The 16,775-nt window shown below is 72.9% G+C and carries 14 protein-coding genes; 12 read left to right on the top strand and 2 right to left on the bottom strand.

Annotation, left to right across the window (positions count from 1 at the left end):
- Nucleotides 1–96 precede the first annotated feature (96 nt).
- From kdpB to ACZ7LY_RS01380, 9 genes are all read left to right on the top strand, one after another.
- Nucleotides 97–2,298, top strand: coding sequence for a potassium-transporting ATPase subunit KdpB (gene kdpB / locus ACZ7LY_RS01420; protein ID WP_471622414.1), 2,202 nt, complete (start codon nt 97–99; stop codon nt 2,296–2,298).
- A 21-nt stretch (nt 2,299–2,319) separates the two neighbouring features.
- On the top strand, nt 2,320–2,979 hold the full coding sequence (gene kdpC, locus ACZ7LY_RS01415; protein WP_471622413.1) for a potassium-transporting ATPase subunit KdpC: 660 nt from the start codon (nt 2,320–2,322) through the stop codon (nt 2,977–2,979).
- A gap of 296 nt (nt 2,980–3,275) precedes the next feature.
- Nucleotides 3,276–4,037: an ABC transporter ATP-binding protein gene (locus tag ACZ7LY_RS01410; RefSeq protein ID WP_471622620.1), complete on the top strand. Its 762-nt coding sequence runs from the start codon at nt 3,276–3,278 to the stop codon at nt 4,035–4,037.
- A 217-nt stretch (nt 4,038–4,254) separates the two neighbouring features.
- Nucleotides 4,255–5,130: an ABC transporter ATP-binding protein gene (locus ACZ7LY_RS01405; protein WP_471622412.1), complete on the top strand. Its 876-nt coding sequence runs from the start codon at nt 4,255–4,257 to the stop codon at nt 5,128–5,130.
- A 3-nt stretch (nt 5,131–5,133) separates the two neighbouring features.
- A complete protein-coding gene (locus ACZ7LY_RS01400) occupies nt 5,134–6,516 on the top strand; it encodes an FtsX-like permease family protein (RefSeq protein ID WP_471622411.1) in 1,383 nt (460 codons plus the stop codon).
- A 104-nt stretch (nt 6,517–6,620) separates the two neighbouring features.
- A complete protein-coding gene (locus ACZ7LY_RS01395; protein ID WP_471622410.1) occupies nt 6,621–7,007 on the top strand; it encodes a cell division protein SepF in 387 nt (128 codons plus the stop codon).
- 140 nt (nt 7,008–7,147) lie between these two features.
- Entirely contained in the window at nt 7,148–8,323 is a 1,176-nt protein-coding gene (locus ACZ7LY_RS01390; protein ID WP_471622409.1) for an AAA family ATPase, read from the top strand.
- 167 nt (nt 8,324–8,490) lie between these two features.
- Entirely contained in the window at nt 8,491–8,892 is a 402-nt protein-coding gene (locus ACZ7LY_RS01385; protein WP_471622619.1) for a nucleotide pyrophosphohydrolase, read from the top strand.
- A gap of 177 nt (nt 8,893–9,069) precedes the next feature.
- On the top strand, nt 9,070–9,573 hold the full coding sequence (locus tag ACZ7LY_RS01380) for a DUF6099 family protein (protein WP_471622408.1): 504 nt from the start codon (nt 9,070–9,072) through the stop codon (nt 9,571–9,573).
- 70 nt (nt 9,574–9,643) lie between these two features.
- On the opposite strand, the gene ACZ7LY_RS01375 is transcribed toward ACZ7LY_RS01380, so the two are convergent.
- Nucleotides 9,644–9,832, bottom strand: coding sequence for a hypothetical protein (locus tag ACZ7LY_RS01375; protein WP_471622407.1), 189 nt, complete (start codon nt 9,830–9,832; stop codon nt 9,644–9,646).
- A gap of 252 nt (nt 9,833–10,084) precedes the next feature.
- Nucleotides 10,085–11,008, bottom strand: a complete 924-nt coding sequence (locus tag ACZ7LY_RS01370; RefSeq protein ID WP_471622406.1) for an LLM class F420-dependent oxidoreductase — start codon at nt 11,006–11,008, stop codon at nt 10,085–10,087.
- Nucleotides 11,009–11,087: 79 nt separating this feature from the next.
- Here ACZ7LY_RS01370 and ACZ7LY_RS01365 point away from each other — a divergent pair, with 79 nt between their 5' ends.
- From ACZ7LY_RS01365 to ACZ7LY_RS01355, 3 genes are all read left to right on the top strand, one after another.
- Nucleotides 11,088–12,620 carry a 3' terminal RNA ribose 2'-O-methyltransferase Hen1 gene (locus ACZ7LY_RS01365; protein WP_471622405.1) on the top strand — a complete coding sequence of 511 codons (1,533 nt, stop codon included), beginning with the start codon at nt 11,088–11,090 and terminating at the stop codon, nt 12,618–12,620.
- Nucleotides 12,617–15,181, top strand: a complete 2,565-nt coding sequence (locus tag ACZ7LY_RS01360; protein ID WP_471622404.1) for a polynucleotide kinase-phosphatase — start codon at nt 12,617–12,619, stop codon at nt 15,179–15,181. The genes ACZ7LY_RS01365 and ACZ7LY_RS01360 overlap by 4 nt, the downstream gene beginning before the upstream one ends.
- A 356-nt stretch (nt 15,182–15,537) precedes the next feature.
- Nucleotides 15,538–16,767: an arginine deiminase gene (locus tag ACZ7LY_RS01355; RefSeq protein ID WP_471622403.1), complete on the top strand. Its 1,230-nt coding sequence runs from the start codon at nt 15,538–15,540 to the stop codon at nt 16,765–16,767.
- Nucleotides 16,768–16,775: the final 8 nt, after the last annotated feature.

Genomic DNA, 16,775 nt, shown 5'->3' with positions numbered 1-16,775 from the left:
GCAGCCCCGTACACCTCACTGACCTCCGGTCCCGGCAGCCCCATGGGTCCCGCCGGCCCATCGACTCCCTCACTCCTCAGCAGAACCGAGGCTCACATGTCCACCCTCAGTCCCGCCCGCGCGCCCCACGACGGCACGCCCGACGCCTCCGGGGCGCCCGACGAGCCCGCGAAGGAGCGCCGTGGCCGGGTCGGCGCCGGCCTGTTCGACCCGCGCCAGCTCCTGCGCTCGCTCCCCGCCGCCCTGCGCAAACTCCACCCGCGCGTGATGGCGGCCTCGCCCGTCATGTTCGTCGTCTACGTCGGCTCCGCGCTGACCACCGCGTACGCCCTCACCGACCCGACCGACTGGTTCGGCTGGACGATCAGCGCCTGGCTGTGGCTGACCGTCGTCTTCGCCAACCTCGCGGAGGCCGTCGCCGAGGGCCGCGGCCGCGCCCAGGCCGACACCCTGCGCCGCGCCCGCACGGACGCCGTCGCCCGCAAGGCGGACGGCACGGTCGTCGCCGGGACCGACCTGTGCGTCGGCGACCTCGTCGTCTGCGAGGCCGGTGACACCATCCCGGGCGACGGTGACGTGGTCGAGGGGGTCGCCGCCGTCGACGAGTCCGCCATCACCGGCGAGTCCGCCCCCGTCATCCGCGAGTCAGGCGGCGACCGTTCGGCCGTCACGGGCGGTACGAAGGTGCTCTCCGACCGCGTCGTCATCAGGATCACCACCCGGCCCGGCGAGACCTTCATCGACCGCATGATCAACCTCGTCGAGGGCGCCGCCCGGCAGAAGACGCCGAACGAGATCGCCCTCACGATCCTGCTCGCCTCCCTCACCCTCGTCTTCCTGCTCGCCGTCGCCACCCTTCCCGCGTTCGCCGCGCGCGCGGGCGCCCACCTCGGCACGGTCGTCCTCGTCGCCCTCCTCGTCTGCCTCATCCCGACGACCATCGGCGCCCTGCTGTCCGCCATCGGCATCGCCGGCATGGACCGCCTCGTGCAGCGCAACGTCCTCGCCACCTCGGGGCGCGCCGTCGAAGCCGCCGGTGACGTCTCGACGCTGCTCCTCGACAAGACCGGCACCATCACCCACGGCAACCGGCGGGCCACCGCCTTCCTGCCCGTCGGCACCGCCACCGAGGCCGAACTCGCCGAGGCCGCCCGGTTGTCCTCCCTCGCCGACGAGACCCCCGAGGGCCGCTCGGTCGTCGCCCTCGCCGACAGCCTGTACGCCCCTTCCGGCTCCGGCTCCGGTTCTGGTTCCGGCTCCGGTTCCGGCGGCGCGGCGCGTGAGCAGCACCGGCGGTCGCCCGGCGACGTGCCCGCGCCGAAGCAGCGCCCTACGGACGAACTGCCCGGCGCCCGCTGGGTGGAGTTCACCGCGCAGACCCGGATGTCCGGCGTCGACCTCGACGGGCGCGGCATCCGCAAGGGCGCGGCGGCCGCCGTGCTCGCCTGGGTCGAGGAACGCGGCGGCGCCCCCGCCCCCGACGCCCGCACCGGCGCCGACGCGATAGCCGAAGCGGGCGGTACCCCGCTCCTCGTCGCCGTCGACGACTCCGAAGGCGCCCGCGTCCTCGGCGTCGTCCACCTCAAGGACGTCGTCAAGGACGGCATGCGGGAACGGTTCGCCGAGCTGCGCCGCATGGGCATCAAGACCGTCATGATCACCGGCGACAACCCGCTGACCGCCGCCGCCATCGCCGCCGAGGCCGGAGTCGACGACTACCTCGCCGAAGCGGCCCCCGAGGACAAGATGGCCCTCATCCGGCGCGAACAGGCGGGCGGCCACCTCGTCGCCATGACCGGCGACGGCACCAACGACGCGCCCGCGCTCGCCCAGGCCGACGTGGGCGTCGCCATGAACACCGGCACGTCCGCCGCCAAAGAAGCCGGCAACATGGTCGACCTCGACTCCGATCCGACCAAGCTCATCGAGATCGTCGAGATCGGCAAGCAACTGTTGATCACACGAGGCGCATTGACGACCTTCTCGCTCGCCAACGACATCGCCAAGTACTTCGCCATCATCCCCGCCCTGTTCGCGGCGGTGTATCCCGGCCTCGACACGCTCAACATCATGCGGCTGTCCAGCCCGCAGTCCGCGATCCTCTCCGCGGTCGTCTTCAACGCGCTGATCATCGTCGTCCTCGTCCCGCTCGCCCTCAAGGGCGTCCGCTACCGGCCCGTCAGCGCCGACCGCCTGCTCCGCCGCAACCTCACCGTCTACGGACTCGGCGGCCTGATCGCCCCGTTCATCGGCATCAAACTCATCGACCTGCTCCTCTCCCTGATCCCCGGCCTGTGACCGCGAAGGCGTGACGACCCCATGAAGAACTCCCTCACCGCCGGCGGCCGGCTGCTCGGCGCAGGACTGCGCGCCCTCGTGCTGCTCACCGCCGTGTGCGGCGTCCTCTACCCCCTCGCCGTGACCGGCGTCGCCCAGGCCGCCTTCCCGCACCAGGCGAACGGCTCGACCGTCGAGTCCGGCGGCAAGACGGTCGGCTCCGCCCTGGTCGGCCAGCGGTATCTGCGCGCCGACGGCACCCCCGACCTGCGCTGGTTCCAGCCCCGGCCCTCCGAAGGACTCGCCGAGAACACCGTCAACCGGCAGTACCGGCTGCTCGTCTCCGGCGCCACGAACCTCGCCGGCGACAGCGACGAACTCGTCCGCCGGGTCAAGGCCGCGCGTGCCGCCGTCGTCGCCGACAACTCCACGCCCACCCACCGCGTGGACCCCGCCGACGTGCCGCCCGACGCGGTCACCTCCTCCGGTTCGGGGCTCGACCCGGCGATCTCCCCGGCGTACGCCGCGCTTCAGACGGAACGCGTCGCCCACCGCAACCACCTGCCCGTGGCCCGCGTACGCGACCTCGTCGCCGCGCACACCCAGGGCCGCACCCTGGGCTTCATCGGGGAGCCCACGGTGAACGTGCTGGAGTTGAACATCGCGCTGAAAGAACTGACGTCGCACTCGTCAATGGGTTGACGTCGCACTCAAAGGGCTGACGGCATCGACGGTATCGACGCGGGCGTCCGCAGGTTGATCCAACTGGTGCATACGAAGGGCCGGTGCATGTCCGTCAACAATGTTGACCACGTTGACGGGAAACGGCATCGGCCCTGGGCCCCGACCGCACATCCGCTCGATGTCCGTCTGCTGGACGCCCCGCCGAGTCGATGCACCACGCAGCTACCCTCCGTAGGACACGCGACGAGGCGGGAGGCACCGGCACCGTGAACGACAACGACAGGCGCGTCGTCGCCGCACTCGACGGCGCGACCATGCGCCGCTACACCACCGGCCAGGTCATCCTCGACGGCATCGACTGGACGGTCCGCTCCGGCGAGCACTGGGCCCTGCTCGGCCCCAACGGCGCCGGCAAGACCAGCGTCCTGCGCCTCATAGGCGCCACCGCCTTCCCCACCACCGGCACCGTCGAGGTCCTCGGCCACCGCCTCGGCCGCGTGGACGTCCGCGAACTGCGCGCCCACATCGGCCACGTCTCCACCTCGCAGCGCGTCCCGCAGGACCTGCCAGGACACACCGTCGTCCTCACCGGCCACACCGGAACCGTCCAGCCCTTGTGGAAGGCGTACGGCGACGAAGTCCGCGAACGAGCCCACGAACTGCTCGCGGAACTCCAGATCAAGGAGCTCGCCGACCGCCCCTACGGCGTGTGCTCCGGAGGCCAGCGCGCCCGCATCCTCATCGCCCGCGCCCTGATGGCGGACCCGTCGCTGCTGCTGCTCGACGAACCGTTCAACGCCCTCGACCTGCCCTCCCGCGAAGACCTCATCGACACCATGGGCCACCTCGCGGCCTCGCGCCCCGACCTGGCGACCGTCACCGTCACCCACCACCTGGAGGAGCTGTCGCCCGCGATCGACCACGCGCTCCTCCTGCGCGACGGCCGCGTCCTCGCCCGCGGCCCCGTCCACGACGTCCTCACCGCCGACCGCATGACCGCCTGCTTCGGCCGCCCCATCGATGTCACCCGCCACGAGGGCCGCTGGCTCGCCCGCTCCGCCGGCCGCCGCCCCTGACGCCGGGGACGCCCGCCCCCGCCCGGGGTGGTGACAACTCCACCCCCTGCTCGGGCCGTACACCCCGTGTCCGCGCGCCCCGCCGTCCCTAGCGTCGTAGGAGACGGATCGAACGGCGCTCCGACAGCGCCACGCACCGGGACGAACGCCCCGCCGCCGATCCGCCGCCACCGGCCAACAGGCGCACCCGCGGCGCCCGACGAGGGGATCGGCGACCATGCGACGCCACCACACACCCGCCACCACCGCACCCACCACCGTGGGCGGGTACGAGAAGCGCGCGGAGGCCCTGCGCCTCGTCCGCGTCACCAAGACCTACGGCGGCACCGGCACCGGCACCGGCACCGGCACCGGCACCGGCACCGACAGCGGCGGCGACGGGCCCGAGACCGCCGTACGGGCCCTGGACGACGTCACGCTGAGCCTGCCCGCCGGCACCTTCACCGCCGTCATGGGCCCCTCGGGCTCCGGCAAGTCCACCCTCCTGAACTGCGCCGCCGGCCTCGACCGCCCCGACAGCGGCCTCGTCGTGGTGGACGGCGAGGAGATGACCGGCGGGCCGGGCGGCCCGCGCGGCGAGGCGGCCCTCACCCGGTTCCGCCGCACCCGCATCGGCTTCGTCTTCCAGCAGTACAACCTGCTGCCGACGCTCACCGTCGCCCAGAACACCGTCCTGCCGCTGCGCCTCGCCGGCCGTCGCGTCCACCGCGCCCGCGCCGAGGCGATCCTCACCTCCGTCGGCCTCGGCGACCGCCTCGGCCACTACCCCGACCAGCTCTCCGGCGGCCAGCGCCAACGCGTCGCCATCGCGCGCGCCCTCGTCACCGAACCGTCCGTGATCTTCGCCGACGAGCCGACCGGCGCCCTCGACACGCGCAGCGCCCGCGACGTGCTGCGGCTGCTCCAGGAGGCGGTGCGCGACCACGGCAGGACCGTCGTCATGGTCACCCACGACCCGATCGCGGCCGCGCACGCCGACGCCGTCCAGTTCCTCGCCGACGGCCGCCTCGCCGGACATCTGACCGCCCCCACCGCCGACAGCGTCGCCGAGCGGCTCGCCCACCTCGGCGACCCCACCCTCCTGGAGGTGTGAACCGTGTTCACCACACTCGGCCTCGCGGCCCGCTCCGTACGCAAGCGCCCCGGCCGCTTCCTCGCCACGCTCTTGTCGGCGTTCCTCGGGGCGACGATCATCATGACGTTCAACTCCCTCTACGACACCGCCGACGCACCCGGCGTCGACCAGGCCAGCTCCGACACGCTCACCACGGTCGCCGGCGTCGTCGGCGGCTACGGCACACTCCTCGTGTTCTTCGCCATCGCCTCGACGCTCACCGTCAACGTCCGTCAACGTATGGACGAGATCCACCTGTTGCGCGGTGCCGGCGCCACCCCCGGCCAGATCAAGCGCATGATCGTGGGGGAGGCCGTCGCCGTCGCGCTGGCCGGGGCGCTCCTCGCGGTCGGCCCCGCCGCCCTCGCGGGCGGCATCCTGCTCGACCGGTTCAAGGACAGCGGCCAGGTCGCCGGCTCCGTCGACCACTCCTTCGGCACGATCGCCCTGGGCAGCGGCCTGTACATCACCCTGCTCGCCGCGGCGGGCGCCGCCTTCCTCGCCGTACGCCGCGCGACCGGCCCCACCCGCACCGGCCGCACCCGTCGCGCCGGACGCAAGGGCGCCGCCGCGCGCCGACGCCCCGGCCGCGCCCGGCGGGCGGCGACCTGGGCCGCGCTCGTCCTCGGCGTCGCCGCCGTCAGCTCCACGTTCGCCATGAAGGCCACTGACGCGGCCCTGATGGCGGCCCCCGCGTACGGCGCGATCCTGCTCTCCGTGGGCTTCGCGCTCCTCGCTCCCGGCCTGCTGCGCACCGCGCTCGACCGCGCCGAACCCTTCCTCGCCGCGCTCGCGGGCGCCGCCGGGTACCTCACCGTACGGAACCTGCGTCGTCGTGCCGATCAACTGAGCGGTGTACTGATGCCGTTGATCCTCTTCACCGGCATGGCGACCGCGACGCTGTACATGCAGGCCGTCGAGAACGACGCGATCACGTCGTCCGGCCTGACCAAGTCCATAGAGGACAAGAACCTGGAGACGCTCAACCTCACCGTGGTCGGCATCATCGTCGTGTTCGCCTGCATCATGTTGATCAACTCTCTGTACGCCGCCACGGCCTACCGCGTCCGCGAGTTCGGACAGCAACGGCTCGCCGGCGCCACACCCGCCCAAGTCCTGGCGACGGTCGCGTCCGAGGGCGTCGTCCTCACCGCCACCGGCGTGTTCTTCGGCACACTCGCGGCGCTCGCGGGCATCGTCCCGTTCAGCGTCGTGCGCGCCGACAGCCTCCTGCCCGACCACGGCCCCGGTATCTGGATCGCCGTCGTGGCCACGGCCGCCGCCGCCACCCTGGTCACCGCCCTCGCCACCGCGCGCCGCGCCCTGCGGACGCCGGTCGTGGACTCCGTCGCCCTCGCCGCCTGACAGCGGGCGGCTCGCGGGCCGTGTCGGTGTTGGGCTGAACGGGTGACATGGCGTAAGAATTGCCCGGTGCAGACAACAGTGCGAGCCCGGACGGGGTGGGGGCAGTGAACAGCCACGACGTCACCGACGAACAATGGGAAGGGCTCGCCCAGGTCGTTCCGCTCCGTAGCCGCAACGAATGGCCCTCGGCGGTCGACCACCGGGCGATGCCCGAGGCGTACACGGAGCCGCGCCGCCGCTTCGTCGTCCTGCGGGTCAATGTCTTCGGCGACGCGCGCGAGGTCGCCGAGACCGTGATGTCCGGCATCCCGGTCCTCCTCGACCTCACCGGAGCCGAGTCCGAAGTGGCCAAGCGGGTGCTGGACTTCAGCAGCGGCGTGGTCCTCGGCCTCGGCTGCGGCATGCACCGCGTCGACCGCAACGTCTTCCTCCTCGCCCCGCCCGGCACCGAGGTCCAGGGCCTGGTCGCCGGGGCGAGCGCCCTGTCCTGACCCGGGACCGGACGCCGCCGGGCCGGCACCCGGCACAGGCCCGCTGCGCTCTGGCAAGACCGAGGGGCATAGTCCCTCGTTCGTAGGAAGGTCCCGGCGGAGAGACGGTTCTGCGTCTCATGACCGTTTACGTTCGCCGCATGACCGTGCTCCACCGGGGCGCGCCCCCGTCACCCCAGGGCGCGTCCGCGGACCGCCCGCGCGTGTCCGAACTGAGGCTCTCCGCCTACGCCCGGCACCGCGGCACCACCCTTCCCCTCGGCCCCTTCACCGTGTTGAGCGGGCCGAGCGGCAGCGGCAAGTCCAGCGCCATCGCCGCGCTCACCGCCCTCGCACGCCTCGGCGGCGGCGCCGGCCTCGCCGACGTCTTCCCCGACCCGTCCTCCTGTGTCCCCGAACGCGCGCGCCCCGACGCCCAGCAGCGGCGCGGCTTCCGCATCGGATGCACCGTCGAGGGCGCCCTCGGCCCCGTCCGCCTCGACCTCGCCATCCAGGCCGAACCCGAACTCCGCATCGTCGGCGAGCGGTTGCGGGGCCCGGACGACGTGACGTACCTGGAGACCGCGCTGCGCGATCCGGGCCGCAGAGACGTCCAGGCCGCCTGGTACACCGCCGGATCGGTGCCCGTCACGCGCGGCCCCCTCCCCGACGACCTCCTCGGCACCGCCCTCGTGCCGCTGCGCGTCGCCGGCCGCACCGAGGGGCAGCGCCAAGTGCTCGCCGCCGCCGAGCAGGTCGTCGTCGGCCTGCGGTCGGTCTTCCCCTGCGATCCCGAGCCGCGGCGGATGCGGGCGCCGGTCTCCGTCTGCGCCGACCGGCTCCAGCGCGGCTGCGACAACCTCGCCGCCGTCCTGCGCCGCACGCGCTCCGACTGCGGCATCCGGCACTCGCTCCTGGTGGCCGCCGCGCGCGCGGGGCTGTCCGGCGAGGTGACCGACGTCCTCACCGAGCACACCGCGTCGGACCGTTTCGTACGGGCCTTCGTGGCGCGCGGCGACGGCCCGGGCACGCCGCTGTCCCGGCTCGCGGACGGCGAACTGCGCTACCTCGCGCTCGCGCTGGTGCTCCTGACCGGGCCGCGGGTGCTGGAGGTGGACACGGCGGCCGAGGTCCCCGAGGCGTTCCAGAGCCTGACCATCGCCGCCGACGGCCTCGACCGCGGCCTCGACCCCACGCAGAGCGCCGAACTCGTCGGCCTGGCCACCCGCATGTGCGCCCGTGGACACATCCGCCTGCTCGCCGCCGTGGGCGTGGACTCCGTCGCGGAGCGGGTGGCGCGGGAGGAAGGGGCGACGGTGGTAGACCTGAGGCCGTGACAGACAGCGCCACCGGCCCCACGGACCCCCGCCCCGCCGACCCGGCCCGCCCCGGCGGCCCGGCCCCTGCCGATCCAGCCGCCCCGGCCGTCCCCGATGCCACCGCCGGGCAGGCCGGGTCCGCCGGCTCCCGTGCCGCCGAGAGGCCGGCCGGCGCGGACGGGCCCCTGGACGTGGCGGGCCTTCAGGCGCGGCTGGCCCGTTTCGCGGCGGCCCGGGACTGGCAGCGGTTCCATACGCCGAAGAACCTGGCGACGGCGCTCAGCGTGGAGGCGTCCGAACTCGTGGAGATCTTCCAGTGGCTGACACCCGAACAGTCGGCCCGCGTGATGGACGACCCGGCCTCCGCCCACCGGGTGGAGGACGAGATCGCGGACGTCCTCGCCTACCTCCTCCAGCTCTGCGAGGTGCTCGGCGTCGACGCGCTGGGCGCGCTCGCGGCGAAGATCGACCGCAACGAACACCGCTTCCCGGCCCCCGACCGCTCCGCCCGCCCGGACCCGGCGCCCGGCTCCCCGGCATTCGGGGCATCCGGGACGTCCGGGGCGCCCGGGGTGTCCGAGACATAGGACGGTCCGACCCGCAGGACGGTCCGAGGCCACCCGTTCGTCACTCTCCGGAGTCATAGAGTTATCCACATTCGATAATCTGTCCACAGATTTCGGTTTTCCTCTGGCGTTTCCACCCGACGACCCTCACTCTGGGTAGTGGACAAGGGAGTTGGGCAGGGACGGACGGGGACGCGGATGGATGCGGTGCGGCTCATCGGGGTCGGTCGACGGGCCCTGGCGGAGAGCCAGGACGCGCCGGACATCATGAGGGAGGCATGGCAGGCACAGGCACTGGCCCAGGCGATCGGGAACGGACTGGCGACACACGATTCGTCCCGGGTGCGCAGTGAGGCCCGGGGGCTGAGCGAGGCGGGCGCGCGGGGCAGCGGCGGCTCGGCGATACCGGTGGTCGGCGCGGGCGGCATACGGGCGGCGCGCCTGACCGAACTGGGGGACACACGGCAGGCGTTGACCGACCTCGCCGCGCTCCTCGGAGATGTGGGGATCGCGCTGGTCGCCGTGGCGAGCGCGTCGTTCGAGGAGGGTGCCTATTGGCAGTGCATGGAAGCGATCGACGCGGCGGACGAATCCCGGGACCGCGTCCTGGAGTTACTGCGGCGCCTCCCGGAGCATGAGCCCCGCCGGCTGGAGTCGGCCCCGGCCCCGGGGACTCACCCCGGTTCGGACTCCGCCGCATGAGGCCGGTCGGCGCGGCGGGGAGCGCGGCGATCCGCGCGGGTGGCGCGGACATCGGACCGGGGGAGGAGCGTCAGGCGTCCTCACCGCCCGGACGGGAGCCGCCCGGGGACTGCTGGAGGTCGGCGTCGAGCTGGGACAGATCGGCGTTGAGCGCCGCCATCAGCTCCTCCATCTGCTGCAGAAGCCCCTTGGGTGCGCCCTGCTGTGCAGGCACGGTCGACTCGTGCGCGGCCTGTTCGGGCACGGCTTCCTGGGACATGACGGCCTCCTCGGCCCTCGCCCTCCTCCGAGGGGAGGGCAGGTGACGCGAATGACGTCCGGCAGCGACCGCCGGCGCGGGTGCCGGGCGGTCCGGCTCCGCCCCGACAACGATCATCGTCACTGGCGGGTCACTGGCGCGGGCACCCCCCGCCACCAGGGTTGACGCCTTTTCACCCGCGCGTGGCGCCACCGCGTGCGGGGGTGTGTCCGGTTGACGCGTGTTCGAGCGAAGGAGGGAGGGGAAGTGGGATCAGCGGAGTTGAGGGGCGACCTCGGACGCGATCAGTTCGAGATGGTCCACGTCGTCGAGATCGAGCATCTGGAGGTACATGCGCCGAGAACCCACCGCCTGGTAGGCGCCGATGCGTTCGACGACCTCGGCGGGCGAGCCGGCGAGGCCGCTGGCCTTCAGCTCGTCCACGTCCCGGCCGATCGCGTCCGCGCGCCGCTTGACCTCGGCATCGTCACGGCCGACGCAGATGACGAGGGCGTTGGAGTAGACGAGGTCGTCCTCGGGGCGCCCGTGCCGGGCAGCCGCCGCCTTCACCCGCTTGAACTGGCGCTCCGTGTCGGCGACGGAAGCGAAGGGGATGTTGAACTCCGTGGCGAAGCGGGCCGCGAGCGCCGGGGTCTTCTCCGCGCCGTGCCCGCCGACGAGGATCGGCACCCGCCGCTGCTCGGGCTTGGGCAGGGCGGGGGAGTCCTTCAACTGGTAGTACGCGCCGTCGTAGCTGAAGCGCCGGCCGACCGGCGTCTCCCACAGGCCCGTCACGATGGCGAGCTGCTCCTCAAGGCGGGCGAACTTCTCCTTGGGGAACGGGATGCCGTACGCGGCGTGCTCCTGCTCGTACCAGCCGGTGCCGAGGCCGAGTTCGACACGGCCGCCCGACATCTGGTCCACCTGGGCGACCTGGATGGCCAGCACACCGGGCAGTCGGAAGGTGCCCGCCGTCATCAGCGTGCCGAGACGGATGCGCCGGGTCTCGCGGGCGAGGCCGGCGAGAGTCGTCCAGGCGTCCGTCGGACCGGGCAGCCCGTCGACGGACCCCATGTGCAAGAAGTGGTCAGAGCGGAAAAAAGCGTCGTAGTCGAGTTCCTCGGCGGCCTGGGCGACGCGGAGAAGGGTGTCGTAGGTGGCGCCCTGCTGGGGCTCGGTGAACACGCGGAGATCCATGCCGCCATCATGCCCACACCGAAGCCGGAGCCCGGAAAACCCGGTGGTCACCGTCGTGCCGCACGGGGAGACTGGCAGCGTGTTCATGACGATCAGCACCACCGGCTCCCCGGAGAACCCCGCGACCGACCTCGGGCACCTGTTGCACAAGCATCCCGACAAGGCACAGGAGTTCTCCACCTCCTACGGCACCGCGCACGTCCTCTATCCCGAGGCGAGCGCGCAGCGCTGCACGGCCGCGCTGCTGCTGGAGATCGATCCGGTGGCGCTGGCGCGCCGCGCCCGGAGCAAGGGCGGCGCCCCGGCGGACGCGGCGCTGGCGCAGTACGTGAACGACCGGCCCTACGCGGCGTCGTCGCTGCTCGCGGTGGCGCTCGGCGCCGTCTTCTCCAGCGCCTTGCGCGGGGTGTCCAAGGGGCGGCCCGAGCGTGCCGAGCAGCCGCTGGCGTTGCGTGTCGAGGTGCCGGCGCTGCCCGCGCGCGGTGGCCCCGAGCTCGTCCGCAGGCTGTTCGAGCCGCTGGGCTGGACGGTCCAGGCCGAGCAGGTGGCGCTGGACGAGACGTTCCCGCAGTGGGGGCCGTCGCGGTACGTGCGGCTCGTCCTCGACGGCGAGATGCGGCTCGCGCACGCACTGCGTCACCTGTACGTCCTGCTGCCGGTCCTCGACGACGCCAAGCACTACTGGGTGTCGCCCGACGAGGTGGACAAGCTGCTGCGGGCCGGCGAGGGCTGGCTTGCGGACCACCCCGAGCAGACGCTCATCACGAACCGCTACCTGTCCCGGCGCTGGTCGCTGACCCGGCAGGCCAAGGAGCGGCTGGAGCTGGCCCGCCTCGCCGCCACCGACGACACGGACGTCGAAGACCTCGACAACGCCGTGGACGAGGACGCGGACACCGAGGAGAAGCCGGTGCCGCTCGCCGTGCGCCGCCGCGAGGCGATCGTGGCGGAGCTGCGGGCGTGCGGGGCGGCGCGGGTGCTCGACCTGGGCTGCGGGCAGGGCCAGCTGGTGGGGGAGCTGCTCAAGGACCCCCGGTTCACGGAGATCGTCGCCATGGACGTGTCCGTGCGGGCCCTCACCATCGCCCGGCGCAGACTGCACCTCGACCGGCTCGGCGAGCGGCAGGCCGCGCGGGTGCGGCTGACGCAGGGCTCGCTGGCGTACACCGACAAGCGGTTGCGCGGGTATGACGCGGCGGTGCTCAGCGAGGTGATCGAGCACGTCGACCTGGGGCGGCTGTCCGCCGTCGAGTACGCGGTCTTCGGCGCCGCACGGCCCCGTACGGTGCTCGTGACCACGCCGAACGTCGAGTACAACGTGCGCTGGGAGTCGCTTCCGGCCGGGCATGTCCGGCACGGGGACCACCGGTTCGAGTGGACGCGCGCCGAGTTCCGCGCGTGGGCCGAGCGGGTCGCGGGGCGGCACGAGTACGAGGTGCGGTTCGCGCCCGTCGGCCCCGACGACCCCGAGGTCGGTCCGCCGACCCAGCTCGCGGTGTTCACGGCCACCGACCGGCCCGGCCCCGGCGACCCCCACACCCGTAGCAGCACCCGCACACAGCAGCACATACCGCAGTCCACATCGACGGAGAAGGAGGCGACAGCGGCATGAGTGTCCGTACGAGCGACGGCCGGGAGACCGGCCCGCGCGTGGTGAGCGTCACCGACCTGGCGCTCGTCGTCCTGATCGGTGCCTCCGGCTCCGGCAAGTCCACGTTCGCGCGCACCCACTTCAAGGCGACCGAGGTCCTGTCCAGCGACTTCTGCCGGGGCCTGGTCGCGGACGACGAGAACGACCAGAGCGCGAGCGGCGACGCGTTCGACGTGCTCCACTACATCGCCGGCAAGCGCCTCGCCGCCGGCCGGCTGACCGTGGTCGACGCCACGAACGTGCAGCAGGAGGGGCGCCGCCAGTTGATCCAGCTGGCCCGCGAGCACGATGTGCTGCCCATCGCCGTCGTCCTGGACGTGCCCGAAGACGTGTGCGCCGCGCGCAACGCCGCCCGTGACGACCGCGCCGGCATGCCGCGCCGCGTCATCACCCGGCACACCCGCGAACTGCGGCGCTCCCTGCGTCACTTGGAGCGCGAGGGCTTCCGCAAGGTGCACGTCCTGCGCGGCACCGAGGAGATCGACGGGGCGAGTGTCGTACGGGAGAAGCGGTTCAACGACCTCACGCATCTCACCGGCCCCTTCGACATCATCGGCGACGTCCATGGCTGCGCGAGCGAACTGGAGTCGCTGCTCGGCAAGTTGGGGTACGTCGACGGCGCGCACCCCGAGGGCCGGACGGCCGTCTTCGTCGGTGACCTCGTCGACCGGGGCCCCGACACGCCCGGTGTGCTGCGGCGCGTCATGGGCATGGTGGCGTCCGGCGCCGCGCTGTGCGTGCCCGGCAACCACGAGAACAAGCTGGGGCGTTGGCTCAAGGGCCGCACCGTGCAGCCCACGCACGGGCTGGCGGAGACCGTCGCGCAGCTGGAGGGGGAGAGCGAGGAGTTCCGCGCCGAGGTCGCGCGGTTCGTGGACGGGCTCGTCAGCCACTACGTCCTCGACGGCGGCAAGCTCGTCGTCTGCCACGCCGGCCTGCCGGAGAAGTACCACGGCCGCACCTCGGGCCGGGTGCGGGCGCACGCGCTGTACGGGGACACGACGGGGGAGACCGACGAGTTCGGGCTGCCCGTGCGCTACCCGTGGGCCGAGGAGTACCGAGGGCGTGCCGCTGTGGTGTACGGGCACACCCCGGTTCCGTCCGCGACATGGCTCAACAACACCCTGTGCCTCGACACCGGCGCCGTCTTCGGCGGGCGGCTGACCGCCCTGCGCTGGCCGGAGCGTGAGCTGGTCGACGTGCCGGCCGAGCGTGTCTGGTACGAGCCGGTCAGACCGCTCGCCACGGGGGCGCCGGGCGGTCACCAGGGCCGGCCGCTCGACCTCGCCGACGTCCACGGCCGCAGAACCGTGGAGACCCGGCACGCGGGGCGGGTCGCCGTGCGCGAGGAGAACGCGGCGGCGGCGCTGGAGATCATGAGCAGGTTCGCCGTCGACCCGCGCCTGATGCCGTACCTGCCGCCGACGATGGCACCTACCGAGACCTCCTCCGTCGAGGGCTACCTGGAGCACCCCGCCGAGGCGTTCGCGCGATACGCGGCGGACGGCGTGGACCGCGTCGTGTGCGAGGAGAAGCACATGGGGTCCCGGGCCGTGGCCCTGGTCTGCAAGGACGCGGCGGTGGCGCGGGAGCGGTTCGGCGTGGAGGACGGGACTGTCACCGGGTCGCTGTACACCCGTACCGGGCGCCCGTTCTTCGACAGCGCCGAGACCACCGAGGCGGTGCTCGGCCGGATCCGGGACGCGTTCGGCGCGGCCGGGCTGTGGGAGGAACTGGACACGGACTGGGTGCTGCTCGACGCGGAGCTGATGCCGTGGTCGCTGAAGGCCCAGGGGCTGCTGCGCTCGCAGTACGCGGCGGTGGGCGCGGCGGCGGGCGCCGTGTTCCCGGGCGTGCTCGGGGCGTTGGAGGCGGCGGCCGGGCGCGGTGTCGACGTCGGCGGGCTGTTGGAGCGGCAGCGCGGGCGGGCGGCGGACGCGGCGGCGTTCACGGACGCGTACCGGCGGTACTGCTGGGACACGGACGGGCTGGACGGTGTGCGGTTCGCGCCGTTCCAGATCCTCGCCGTCCAGGGGCGGTCGCTGGCGGAGCTGCCGCACGACGCGCAACTCGCGCTCATCGACCGGGCCGTCGAGCATGACGCGAGCGGGCTGCTGCGGACGACGCGGCGGCTGTACGTCGACACCGGGGACCCCGCGTCCGTGCGGGCCGGGGTGGACTGGTGGCTGGAGATGACCGGGCGGGGCGGCGAGGGCATGGTCGTCAAGCCGGTCGGGGCGGTCGTCCGGGACGGGAAGGGGCGGCTCGTGCAGCCCGGCGTGAAGTGCCGGGGGCGGGAGTACCTGCGGATCGTGTACGGGCCCGAGTACACACGGCCGGAGAACCTGGAGCGGTTGCGGCAGCGGACGCTCGGGCACAAGCGGTCGCTGGCGGTGCGGGAGTTCGGGGTCGGGGTGGAGGGGCTGGAGCGGTTGGGGGCGGGGGAGTCGTTGTGGCGGGTGCATGAGTGTGTGTTCGCGGTGTTGGCGTTGGAGGCGGAGCCGGTGGATCCCCGCCTGTAGCTTCCGCCGCGTCCTTCTTGCCCCGAGCCCTCTGAAGGGGCTGCCCCCTGGGGTTGTCGTTCACCTGCGGGTGGGTGGTGGGTTGGTCGCGCAGTTCCCCGCGCCCCTGGAGGGGCGACTGCGTCGCCGCCTCCTCCCCTGGGGAGCTGGGGCGAAGCCCCGCTCCCTCAGGGGCGCGGGGAACTGCGCAACGTTCAGGTCAGCGGGCCTCAGCTGGAGAACGCCTCAGGGGCGCGGGGAACTGCGCGATCAGCCACGACGGAGTGGAGGGCGAAAGACCACGCCCGCCCGCCCGCCGGCCTGAGGCATCGCGTCGGGCGCGTGCGTCATCGCGCGAAGAGGGAATGATAGGCCGCATGGGAATTCACGTGGACTCCGAGTCCGGCCGCCTACGCCAAGTGATTCTGCACAGGCCCGACCTGGAGCTGAAGCGCCTGACCCCCAGCAACAAGGACCAACTCCTCTTCGACGACGTCCTCTGGGTCCGCCGCGCCCGCCAGGAACACGACGGCTTCGCCGACGTCCTGCGCGACCGGGGCGTCACCGTCCACCTCTTCGGCGACCTGCTCACCGAGGCCCTGGAGCTGGACGAGGCCCGCACCCTCGTCCTGGACCGCGTCTTCGACGAGAAGGAGTACGGCCCGCTGGCGACGGACGCGCTGCGCGCCGCGTTCGAGACGCTGCCCGCGCCGGAGCTGGCCACGGCGCTGATAGGGGGCATGACGAAGCGGGAGTTCCTGGCGGCGCACGCGGAGCCGACCTCGGTGCGGTTCCATGTGATGGAGCTGGACGACTTCCTGCTGGCGCCGCTGCCGAACCACCTGTTCACCCGGGACACGTCCGCGTGGATCTACGACGGCGTCTCCGTCAACGCGATGAAGTGGCCGGCCCGGCAGCGCGAGACCGTGCACTTCGAGGCGATCTACCGCCACCACCCCCTCTTCCGCGACGAGCCGTTCCACGTCTGGTCGCAGGGCCAGGCCGACTACCCCTCGACCATCGAGGGCGGCGACGTGCTCGTGATCGGCCAGGGCGCGGTCCTCATCGGCATGAGCGAGCGGACGACGCCGCAGGCCGTGGAGATGCTGGCGCACAAGCTGTTCGCGGCGGGCTCGGCGCGCACGATCGTGGCGCTGGACATGCCGAAACGGCGGGCGTTCATGCATCTGGACACGGTGATGACGATGGTGGACGGTGACACGTTCACGCAGTACGCGGGCCTCGGGATGCTCCGCTCGTACACCATCGAGCCGGGCACGGCCGGCCGGGAGCTGAAGGTGACGGACCACCCGCCGGAGCACATGCACCGGGCCATCGCGGCGGCGCTCGGCCTGAGCGGGGTGCGGGTGCTGACCGCGACGCAGGACGTGCACGCCGCCGAGCGCGAGCAGTGGGACGACGGGTGCAACGTGCTGGCGGTGGAGCCCGGCGTGGTCGTCGCCTACGAGCGCAACGCCACGACCAACACGTTCCTGCGCAAGCAGGGCATCGAGGTCATCGAGATCCCCGGCAGCGAACTGGGCCGGGGCAGGGGCGGCCCGCGCTGCATGAGCTGTCCCGTGGAGCGCGATCCCGTACCTGCGTAGGGGATTCC

Source organism: Streptomyces sp. NPDC107550, from assembly GCF_055639095.1.
Note: the sequence above shows the minus strand (reverse complement) of the source record. Positions and strands in the feature narration are given on the sequence as shown.

What these genes read in the sequence shown, in the direction of transcription:
- kdpB (WP_471622414.1), top strand. Translation starts at nt 97, where the DNA reads ATGTCCACCCTCAGTCCCGCCCGCGCGCCCCACGACGGCACGCCCGAC.
- kdpC (WP_471622413.1), top strand. Translation starts at nt 2,320, where the DNA reads ATGAAGAACTCCCTCACCGCCGGCGGCCGGCTGCTCGGCGCAGGACTG.
- ACZ7LY_RS01410 (WP_471622620.1), top strand. Translation starts at nt 3,276, where the DNA reads ATGCGCCGCTACACCACCGGCCAGGTCATCCTCGACGGCATCGACTGG.
- ACZ7LY_RS01405 (WP_471622412.1), top strand. Translation starts at nt 4,255, where the DNA reads ATGCGACGCCACCACACACCCGCCACCACCGCACCCACCACCGTGGGC.
- ACZ7LY_RS01390 (WP_471622409.1), top strand. Translation starts at nt 7,148, where the DNA reads ATGACCGTGCTCCACCGGGGCGCGCCCCCGTCACCCCAGGGCGCGTCC.
- ACZ7LY_RS01380 (WP_471622408.1), top strand. Translation starts at nt 9,070, where the DNA reads ATGGATGCGGTGCGGCTCATCGGGGTCGGTCGACGGGCCCTGGCGGAG.
- ACZ7LY_RS01375 (WP_471622407.1), bottom strand. Translation starts at nt 9,832, where the DNA reads ATGTCCCAGGAAGCCGTGCCCGAACAGGCCGCGCACGAGTCGACCGTG.
- ACZ7LY_RS01370 (WP_471622406.1), bottom strand. Translation starts at nt 11,008, where the DNA reads ATGGATCTCCGCGTGTTCACCGAGCCCCAGCAGGGCGCCACCTACGAC.
- ACZ7LY_RS01360 (WP_471622404.1), top strand. Translation starts at nt 12,617, where the DNA reads ATGAGTGTCCGTACGAGCGACGGCCGGGAGACCGGCCCGCGCGTGGTG.
- ACZ7LY_RS01355 (WP_471622403.1), top strand. Translation starts at nt 15,538, where the DNA reads ATGGGAATTCACGTGGACTCCGAGTCCGGCCGCCTACGCCAAGTGATT.